This is a genomic window from Streptomyces glaucescens (assembly GCF_002154375.1).
In the GTDB taxonomy this organism is placed as follows: domain Bacteria; phylum Actinomycetota; class Actinomycetes; order Streptomycetales; family Streptomycetaceae; genus Streptomyces; species Streptomyces glaucescens.
Genome location: NZ_MUND01000398.1, coordinates 1 through 9,003 on the forward strand (window position 1 = coordinate 1; position 9,003 = coordinate 9,003).

Consider the following 9,003-nt stretch of genomic DNA (forward strand, 5'->3'; position numbering starts at 1 on the left):
CCGGGTCCAGGACGTCCTGGAGGCGCTGGAGTCCTTCGAGGCGCCGGCGGCCGGCAAGGACGGCGGGGTCAAGGCCGGTGCGACGGTGGGCGCGCCCCGATCGGGTGGCAAGTCGTCGGACGGGTAGTCAGGAGGCGGTGCGTGGGTGTTTCCTGGGGTCTTTGGCCACGTCGCCGACGTGGCCTTTGGCCAAGCCTTTGACGGCGTGTTTGGCAAGCAGTCCGACGGTTAGCCACTCAAAAGGGGTGTCATTCTCCAGATCAAACACGCATCCGCTCGATGACACACCGTTCTGGCCCCTAGGATTCCACCTATCACCTCACCGGTCTCATTCGACAGGAACCCCATGAGCGACACTTCCCCCTACGGCTTCGAGCTTGTGCGGCGTGGGTACGACCGCGCTCAGGTGGACGAACGTATCTCCAAGCTCGTCTCCGACCGTGACAGTGCTCTCGCCCGCATCACCGCTCTGGAAAAGCGCATCGAGGAGCTCCACCTCGAAACGCAGAACGCCCAGGCCCAGGTAAGCGACGCCGAGCCGTCGTACGCCGGTCTCGGTGCCCGCGTCGAGAAGATCCTGCGGCTCGCCGAGGAAGAGGCCAAGGACCTGCGCGAGGAGGCCCGCCGCGCGGCCGAGCAGCACCGTGAGCTGGCCGAGTCGGCCGCCCAGCAGGTGCGCAACGACGCCGAGTCGTTCGCGGCGGAGCGCAAGGCGAAGGCCGAGGACGAGGGCGTCCGGATCGTCGAGAAGGCGAAGAGCGACGCCGCTCAGCTGCGCGCCGAGGCGCAGAAGGACGCGCAGTCCAAGCGCGAGGAGGCCGACGCGCTGTTCGAGGAGACCCGCGCCAAGGCCGCGCAGGCCGCCGCGGACTTCGAGACGAACCTGGCCAAGCGCCGCGAGCAGTCCGAGCGGGACCTGGCGTCGCGCCAGGCCAAGGCCGAGAAGCGCCTCGCCGAGATCGAGCACCGCGCGGAGCAGCTGCGCCTGGAGGCCGAGAAGCTGCGCACCGACGCCGAGCGCCGGGCCCGCCAGACGGTGGAGACCGCCCAGCGCCAGGCCGAGGACATCGTGGCCGACGCCAACGCCAAGGCCGACCGGATCCGTTCGGAATCCGAGCGCGAGCTGGCCGCCCTCACCAACCGCCGCGACTCGATCAACGCCCAGCTCACGAACGTGCGCGAGATGCTCGCCACGCTCACGGGCGCCGCGGTGGCCGCCGCCGGCACGCCGGCCGAGGACGAGCCGATCTCCCGCGGGGTGCCGGCTCAGCAGTCCCGGTAACGGGCACCTCCCCGGTCCCAGCACCACGTGCAAAGCCCTCCGCCACTCCGGTGGCAGAGGGCTTTGTCCCGTTCTAGCGTGGCCGCATGATCGAGCTCGAGGGGCTGACCAAGCGGTACGGCGAGAAGGTGGCGGTCAACAACCTGACCTTCACCGTGAGACCGGGCATCGTCACCGGGTTCCTCGGTCCGAACGGCGCGGGCAAGTCCACCACGATGCGGATGATGCTGGGCCTGGACCGGCCGACGGCCGGGGACGTGCGGATCGACGGCAGGCACTACGACCGGCTCAAGGACCCGCTGAAGTACATCGGCGCGCTGCTCGACGCGAAGGCCGTGCACGGCGGGCGCAGCGCCTTCAGCCATCTGCTGTGCCTGGCGCAGAGCAACGGCATCCCGAGGAAGCGGGTGCACGAGGTGCTGGACACCGTCGGTCTGACGGCGGTGGCACGCAAGAAGGCCAAGGGGTTCTCGCTCGGCATGGGCCAGCGGCTGGGCATCGCCGCCGCGCTGCTGGGCGATCCGCGGATCCTGATGTTCGACGAGCCGGTCAACGGGCTCGACCCGGAGGGCATCCACTGGATCCGGACGCTGATGAAGTCGCTGGCCGGGCAGGGCCGGACGGTGTTCGTGTCGAGTCATCTGATGAGCGAGATGGCGCTGACCGCGGACCATCTTGTGGTGATCGGGCAGGGCAGGCTGCTCGCCGACACGTCGATGGCGGACTTCATCGCGCGGAACTCGCGCAGTTACGTCCGGATCCGCACCCCGCAGCCCGAGCGGCTGCTCGATGTGCTGCACGAGGCCGGGATCACGGCCGTGGAGGCCGGCGGCGGGGCGTTCGAGGTGGACGGCGAGAAGCCGGAGCGGATCGGTGAGCTGGCCGCGCAGCAGCAGGTGGTGCTGCATGAGCTGAGCCCGCAGCAGGCCTCCCTGGAGGAGGCGTTCATGCGGCTGACCGCCGGGTCGGTCGAGTACCACGCCCACTCCGGCGCGCCGGCGGGTCCGCAGTGGGGCAATGACTGGAAGAAGGGGTGAGGGGCGTGGCGGCCACCCAGGTCATCCGGTCCGAATGGACGAAGATCCGCTCGGTCGCGTCCACAGTATGGACACTTTCTCTCACCCTACTGGTCACCATCGCGCTGGGAATGCTCATTTCCGCGCTTTCGAAGAACGAGTTCGACAACATGAGCGCCCGGGACAGACTGTCCTTCGACCCGACGTTCATCAGTTTCGCGGGAATGAGTCTCGGCCAGCTCGCGATGATCGTGTTCGGGGTGCTCGTGGTATCCAACGAGTACAGCTCCGGCATGATCCGCACCTCGCTGGCCGCCGTGCCCCAGCGCGGCACCTTCCTGTTCGGCAAACTCGCCGTCGCCACCGTGCTCGCCCTGGCCGTCGGCATGGCCACCAGCTTCGCCGCCTTCCTCCTCGGCCAGGCGATGCTGGGCGACCTCAGGGCGTCGATCGGTGACCCGGGGGTGCTGCGCGCGGTGATCGGCGGCGGGCTCTACATGACCCTCATCGCGATGTTCTCGATGGGCGTCGCCGCGATGCTGCGCTCGCCGATGCTGTCGCTGGGCATCCTCATGCCCTTCTTCTTCCTGATCTCCAACATCCTGGGCAACGTCGGCGCGACCGAGAAGATCGGCCGGTTCCTGCCGGACCAGGCCGGCAACAGGATCATGCAGGTGGTGCCGCCGGTCGACGACGACACCCCGTACGGCCCCTGGGGCGGGCTCGGGATCATGGCATTGTGGGTGGTCGCGGCCCTGCTCGGCGGATACGTGCTGCTCAAGCGGCGGGACGCCTAGACACGGCGGCGGCGAACCTCACAGGCAGGTTTTACTCGCCCTTGAAGGGAACCGTCAGCGCCTCGATATCCTCCTAACCCTTACGGGGGCGTGTGCCCCGCTGTCCTGAACCTGTCGATGGGTGCGGAGCATGATCGAAGCAGTCGGCCTGACCAAGCGCTACGGCGACAAGACCGCTGTGTTCAACCTTTCCTTCCAGGTACGGCCCGGCGCCGTCACCGGCTTCCTGGGCCCCAACGGCTCGGGCAAGTCGACGACCATGCGGATGATCCTCGGCCTGGACAACCCGACCTCGGGGCAGGTCACGATCGGCGGCTACCCCTACCGCAAGCTGCCCAACGCGCCCCGCCAGGTCGGCGCGCTGCTCGACGCCAAGGCGGTGCACGGCGGCCGCACGGCCCGCAACCATCTGCTCTCCCTCGCCCAGCTGTCCGGCATCCCGGCCCGCCGGGTGGACGAGGTGCTGGGCGTGGTCGGCCTCCAGGACGTGGCCCGGCGGCGCTCCAAGGGCTTTTCGCTCGGCATGGGCCAGCGGCTCGGCATCGCCGCCGCGCTGCTCGGCGACCCCCAGGTACTGCTGTTCGACGAGCCGGTCAACGGCCTCGACCCCGAGGGCATCCTCTGGGTGCGGAACCTGATGAAGTCGCTCGCGGCGGAGGGCCGTACCGTCTTCGTCTCCTCGCACCTGATGAGCGAGATGGCGCTGACCGCCGACCACCTCATAGTGATCGGGCGCGGTCAGCTGCTCGCCGACATGAGCGTGCGGGACTTCATCGCGGCGAACTCGGCCGGCTTCGCCCGAGTGCGCACCCCGGACACCGAGCCGCAGCTGCGCGAGAAGCTGTCGGCCGCGCTCACCGAGGCGGGCGGCCAGGTGCTCCCCGAGCAGGACGGGGCGCTGCGGGTGACCGGCCTGCCGCTCCCCCGCATCAGCGACATCGCCCACGACACGGACGTACGGCTGTGGGAGCTGTCGCCGCACCAGGCCTCCCTGGAGGAGGCGTACATGCGGATGACCCAGGCCGCCGTCGACTACCGCTCCACCACCGACCAGAAGGCGGGCCTCCAGCAGCCCCTGCCGCCCGGCATGCAGCCGCCGGTGCCGGTGCCCGGCCAGGGCCAGCCGGGCTGGTACGCCCCGCCGCCGCCCCAGCAGGGCGGGCAGCCGTTCGCGATGCCGCCGGGGGCGGGACCGTACGGCGCCCCGGGTGCGTACGGCGGCCCGGAGGCGCCCGCCGCCGCGCCCGGCGCCGGACAGCCGAACCCGTACGCCCAGCCGGCCCCTCAGCAGCCCGCCCCGGCCGCCTCGCAGGACCGGGCCCCGGCCGCCACCGCGGCGCCGTCGGCTCCCACGGCATCCGCCGCGCCCGCCGCGCCGCAGGACGCCCCCGCCCCCGTCTCCGACCCGACCCAGTCCGAGGACGCCCGATGAGCACGCCCCAGACCCCGATGCCGCCGGCCGCGCCCGGTACGCCGTACTCCGGATACACCTCGCCCATTCCCGTCGTGCGCACCCACCTCGGGCACGCGCTCGCCTCGGAGTGGACGAAGATCAAGTCGGTCCGGTCGACGATGTGGACGCTGGGTGTCTTCCTCGCGCTCGTCATCGGCATCGGCCTGCTGACCGGCTCGGTGGTGGGCGGCTCCGCGTCCGAGGGCGAACTCGGCTCGGAGAGCGCGCTGGCGCTCGGCTTCTTCGGGCTGCTGCTCGGCAGCATCTGCATCATCACGCTCGGCGTGCTGACCACGGCCGCCGAGTACGGCACCGGCATGATCCGGACGACGATGACGGCCTGCCCCTCGCGGGGCCGGGTGCTGACGGCGAAGGCGCTGGTGTTCTTCGCGCTCGCGTTCATCAGCACGCTGGTGTCGTCCAGTCTGGTGGCCGTCGCCCAGGTCGGCATGGTCGACGCCCGGGAGCCGTCCGGCGGCGAGTGGCTGAAGGCCACGGTCGGCGTCTCGCTCTACCTCGCGCTGCTCGGTCTGCTCTCGCTGGTCGTCGGCTCGATCATCCGGCACTCCGCGGGTGCCATCACCATCATGATCGGCGCGGTGCTCGCCCCGCTGGTGATCGCGCTGTTCATGTTCTCCGCGTCGCTGGAGGACCTGCGGAACTTCCTGCTCGAGTACTCGATCCCCAACCAGCTCAGCGTCTTCTACGCCAACTCCCTCAGCGAATCGGGCCCGTCGGGCTGGGACCCGCTGTGGATCATGCTGGGCGTCACCGCCGTCGCCTTCGCGGGCGCCTACGCGCTGCTGGAGCGACGGGACGTGTAGCAGGGCCGCTCAGAATCTCGGCGCGTTACGGGACCGCTGCACCCGCGTGGTGCGGCGGTCCCGCGCGTTCCAGCAGGACTTGTGCCAGTGCCGGCGGTCGTCGACGCCCGCGTGCGCGGGCCAGGCGACCACGTGCGGGACGCCGTCGGGGATCAGCTGGTCGCAGCCCGGACAGCGGTAGCTCTTGCCCTGCGCGCTCGCGCCCGCGACATGGCGCACGCTCCACTCGTCGCCTTGCCAGTCCACGCTGGACTGCCAGCCGCCGTATCGGCCCGGCCGGTCGTCCTCGGCGCTTTTCGGGCCCTTGGGTCGATTGCGACGCGGGGACACGGAACACCTCACGGAGCTCTACAGGAAGCGGGTCCCATCCAGCCTACGCGCCCTGGACAGGGGTACGCGGGAAGGGGCGAAGCACCCAAGTCCCCCGCCCGGGCCAGGCATTCTGCAGACAATCGGCCAATTCATCCGCCGGCCCGTGTCCTCGGCACGTGTCGGACGGTTATGCCGGGCTGGGGAGCTCCGTGTCGGAGCCAAGGAAGCAGGAAGAGCGATGCGCGTAGGAACTTTCGTGTTGGGGGCCCAGTTCCCGGGTCAGGGCCAGGGGGAGGCGCTCCACCGCGCGGTCCGCTCGGCGGAGGTCTCCGAGGAGGCGGGCCTCGACTCGGTCTGGCTGGCCGAGCACCACTTCGTGCCCTACGGCACCTGTCCGTCGGCCATCACCCTCGCCGCGTTGCTGCTCGGCCGTACCCGCCGTATCAGGATCGGCACGGCGGTCAGCGTACTGCCCACCACCCACCCCGTGACCCTCGGCGAACAGGCGGCGCTGCTCCATGTGACCAGCGGCGGCCGGCTCTCCCTGGGGGTGGGCCGGGGCGGCCCGTGGGTCGACCTGGAGGTGTTCGGCACCGGCCTGGAGGCGTACGAGAAGTGCTTCCCGGAATCACTCGATCTGCTGGTGCGCTGGCTGCGCGATCCCCGCGTCGAGGCCTCCGGGGAGCGGTACGCCTTCCGCGAGGTGCCCGTCGTGCCGAGGCCGTCGGAGTCCCTGACGCAGACCGGGGGCCCGGAGGTGCTGGTCGCCTGCACCTCCCCCGCCGGCGTGCGGACGGCCGCCGAGCGCGGACTGCCGATGCTGCTCGGCATGCACGTCGGCGACGAGGAGAAGGCCGAGATGACCGGGCTGTGGCGCCGCCTCGCCCGGGCCGCCGGCCGGCCCGCGGAGCAGATCGCCGACCCGGGCCATGTGTCGGCCGGCGTCTGCCAGATCGCGGACCGGCGAGCCGACGCGGCCGAGATCCTGACCAAGGCGATGCCGGGCTGGCTGAGGCAGGGCCTGGAAGCCCATGTGACGGTCGACGGCCGGGAGCGCCGGATGCGCGACCCGCTGGCCTACACCGAACTCCTCTGCGGGCTGCACCCCGTGGGCACACCGCGGCTGTGCGCGGACCGGCTCGCGGCGACCAGCGAGCGGACCGGAATCTCCCGCTTCGCCCTGCTGGCCGAGGGCTCAGGAGACCTGTCGGCGACGGAGGAGAACCTGCGGCGTCTCGGCGCGGAGGTGCTGCCGCAACTGCGCTGAGCGCACCGCGCGCCGAACGGGCCGGACGAGACGGCCCGGCTGCACGAGGAGCTTGCCGCCCCGACAGAGATCGCACCTCCCGCTGACGGGAGCGGCAAGCTGGGACCGGCCCACCGCGTCAGCAGTCCCGAAACTCCGGGGACTGGTTGAGCAACTGGCTGCGCACCGACGTGAAGCGGGTCAGCGTCTCGTCCACCGAGGCGTCCAGCGGGAACACGGCCACCCGGTGGCAGTTCTGGAAGGCGAGCCGCACACCGAAGTGCCGCTGCAGCGCACCGCGAATGGCGTCACTCGCGAGCGCACGCAGGAGCTGACCGCGTGCCTGCTCGTCCGGCGGGGGCGTCTGGTTGTCGGCGAACTGGCCGCCGTCCACCTTCAGCTGGGCCACCAGGGAGCTGATCATCTCCCACGCGTAGGGCAGGGAGGTCCGGACGCAGTCGACGAAGTCAGCTTCGTCGACCTCGCCTCGCTCGGCCTGTTCGAGTAGGGCCGGTGAGACGTCGAGCGACATGGGTACTCCTCTCGCACCCCCGGACAGCAGGGGTTGCCGGACAGATGAGGGAGCTCGCGATACGGACACCCTGAGTACACGCGTCGCGACCTCCCGTTCCCTACGGTAGGCAACAGAACGTGACGGCACCAGGAGAATGCGGATACAGGCCGATCCCGGTGGGCGCACAATCGGCCACGTCCGAACACGAGTGTTCCGGATAAACAGGACGCGAATCGCGTACCGCCCGGGGTGTCGAGTAGCGTTGCCGACCATGCGTCTCGTCATTGCCCGATGCTCGGTCGACTACGCCGGCCGGCTCACCGCCCATCTCCCCTCGGCACCCCGTCTGATCCTGGTGAAGGCGGACGGCAGTGTGTCCATCCACGCGGACGACCGGGCGTACAAGCCCCTCAACTGGATGTCGCCGCCCTGCACGCTGAAGGAGGGCACCGGCGAGGACGAGGGCGTGTGGACCGTCATCAACAAGGCGGGCGAGAAGCTGATCATCACCATGGAGGAAGTCCTCCATGACTCCACGCACGAACTCGGCGTCGACCCCGGCCTGATCAAGGACGGCGTGGAAGCACACCTCCAGGAACTGCTCGCCGACCGCATCGACACGCTCGGCGAGGGCTACACGCTGATCCGCCGTGAGTACATGACGGCCATCGGCCCCGTCGACATCCTGTGCCGGGACGCGGACGGCCAGACCGTCGCCGTCGAGATCAAGCGGCGCGGTGAGATCGACGGTGTGGAGCAACTCACCCGCTATCTGGAGCTGTTGAACCGCGATCCCCATCTGGCGCCGGTGCGCGGCATCTTCGCCGCGCAGGAGATCAAGCCGCAGGCCCGGGTCCTCGCCACGGACCGCGGGATCGGCTGCCACGTGCTGGACTACGACGCGCTGCGCGGCATCGAGGACGACAAGCTGCGGCTGTTCTGAGCGTTCCGACACGACAGTGAGGGCCGGGTCCGTGAGCGGACCCGGCCCTGTGCTGTCACAGCCCTCAGATCACCGGCTCCACGCTGCCGGAGGAGCCCGCGGCGCCGCTCTCCGGGGCGCTCACGGAGCTGCTCGTCTCCGTCGGGGCGCCGGCCGAGTCCGTGGTGGTCGGGGTGTCCGTCGGGTTGCTGGTAGGCGACTCCGTCGGGGTGTCCGTGGGCGTGGGCGAGCCGGTGGTCTCCGACTCGGTGGGCGACGGCGGCTTGGACGACGACGTCGAAGGCCGGGGGGACGTCGGAGGCTTCGTCGTCGACGACGGCGGCCCGGAGGCCGAGCCGGACGGGTCGTCGCCCGGGTCCGTACCGGTCGGGTCGTCGGACGGCCCGCCCGGTTCCGGGCCGGTCGCCGCGTCCGTCGGGGTCGGGTCGTCGGACGTGCCGTAGGTGCCGTCGGGGCCCGGGTCGGTGGGGCGGCTGGTGGCGCTGCCCGTGTCGGGGGCGCCGTCGCCGTCGCTGTCCGCCTCGCCGTCGCCCGGGCCGCCGTCGCCGACACCCTGGCTGGCCGACGGGTTGCCGCCGACCTGTTCGGCCGGGTTGTCGGCGTCGTTGCTGGAGGT

9 protein-coding genes and 1 pseudogene are annotated in these 9,003 nt (G+C 70.8%); 7 read left to right on the forward strand and 3 right to left on the reverse strand.

Annotation, left to right across the window (positions count from 1 at the left end; all coding sequences use genetic code 11):
• The first annotated feature begins 346 nt into the window (after positions 1-346).
• The 5 genes from CCN42_RS24810 to CCN42_RS24830 all read left to right on the forward strand — a co-directional run bounded on the left by CCN42_RS24810 (position 347) and on the right by CCN42_RS24830 (position 5,372).
• Positions 347-1,282 carry a coiled-coil domain-containing protein gene (locus CCN42_RS24810; RefSeq protein ID WP_086172206.1) on the forward strand — a complete coding sequence of 312 codons (936 nt, stop codon included), beginning with the start codon at positions 347-349 and terminating at the stop codon, positions 1,280-1,282.
• Between the two features lie 86 nt (positions 1,283-1,368).
• The gene (locus CCN42_RS24815) at positions 1,369-2,319 is read left to right on the forward strand and encodes an ABC transporter ATP-binding protein (RefSeq protein ID WP_086738952.1); all 951 of its coding nucleotides are present in this window, start codon (positions 1,369-1,371) and stop codon (positions 2,317-2,319) included.
• Positions 2,320-2,324: 5 nt separating this feature from the next.
• Complete coding sequence (locus CCN42_RS24820; RefSeq protein WP_086738954.1) at positions 2,325-3,095, forward strand: ABC transporter permease; 771 nt, start codon at positions 2,325-2,327, stop codon at positions 3,093-3,095.
• A 130-nt stretch (positions 3,096-3,225) separates the two neighbouring features.
• Entirely contained in the window at positions 3,226-4,527 is a 1,302-nt protein-coding gene (locus CCN42_RS24825; RefSeq protein ID WP_086738956.1) for an ABC transporter ATP-binding protein, read from the forward strand.
• A complete protein-coding gene (locus tag CCN42_RS24830) occupies positions 4,524-5,372 on the forward strand; it encodes an ABC transporter permease (RefSeq protein WP_086172203.1) in 849 nt (282 codons plus the stop codon). The genes CCN42_RS24825 and CCN42_RS24830 overlap by 4 nt, the downstream gene beginning before the upstream one ends.
• A 9-nt stretch (positions 5,373-5,381) precedes the next feature.
• Here CCN42_RS24830 and CCN42_RS24835 read toward each other — a convergent pair whose 3' ends face one another.
• Entirely contained in the window at positions 5,382-5,702 is a 321-nt protein-coding gene (locus CCN42_RS24835; RefSeq protein WP_043504176.1) for a hypothetical protein, read from the reverse strand.
• 220 nt (positions 5,703-5,922) lie between these two features.
• On the opposite strand from CCN42_RS24835, the gene CCN42_RS24840 reads away from it, so the two are divergent.
• The gene (locus CCN42_RS24840) at positions 5,923-6,951 is read left to right on the forward strand and encodes an LLM class flavin-dependent oxidoreductase (protein ID WP_086738957.1); all 1,029 of its coding nucleotides are present in this window, start codon (positions 5,923-5,925) and stop codon (positions 6,949-6,951) included.
• 118 nt (positions 6,952-7,069) lie between these two features.
• On the opposite strand, the gene CCN42_RS24845 is transcribed toward CCN42_RS24840, so the two are convergent.
• Positions 7,070-7,462 (reverse strand): SCO5389 family protein, encoded by a 393-nt coding sequence (locus CCN42_RS24845; RefSeq protein WP_086172201.1) that lies wholly within the window; start codon positions 7,460-7,462, stop codon positions 7,070-7,072.
• A gap of 253 nt (positions 7,463-7,715) precedes the next feature.
• On the opposite strand from CCN42_RS24845, the gene nucS reads away from it, so the two are divergent.
• Positions 7,716-8,387 (forward strand): endonuclease NucS, encoded by a 672-nt coding sequence (gene nucS / locus CCN42_RS24850; protein ID WP_086738960.1) that lies wholly within the window; start codon positions 7,716-7,718, stop codon positions 8,385-8,387.
• 64 nt (positions 8,388-8,451) lie between these two features.
• On the opposite strand, the pseudogene CCN42_RS42700 reads toward nucS, so the two are convergent.
• Positions 8,452-9,003 (reverse strand): annotated as a pseudogene (locus CCN42_RS42700) (ATP-binding protein); the annotation flags it as partial.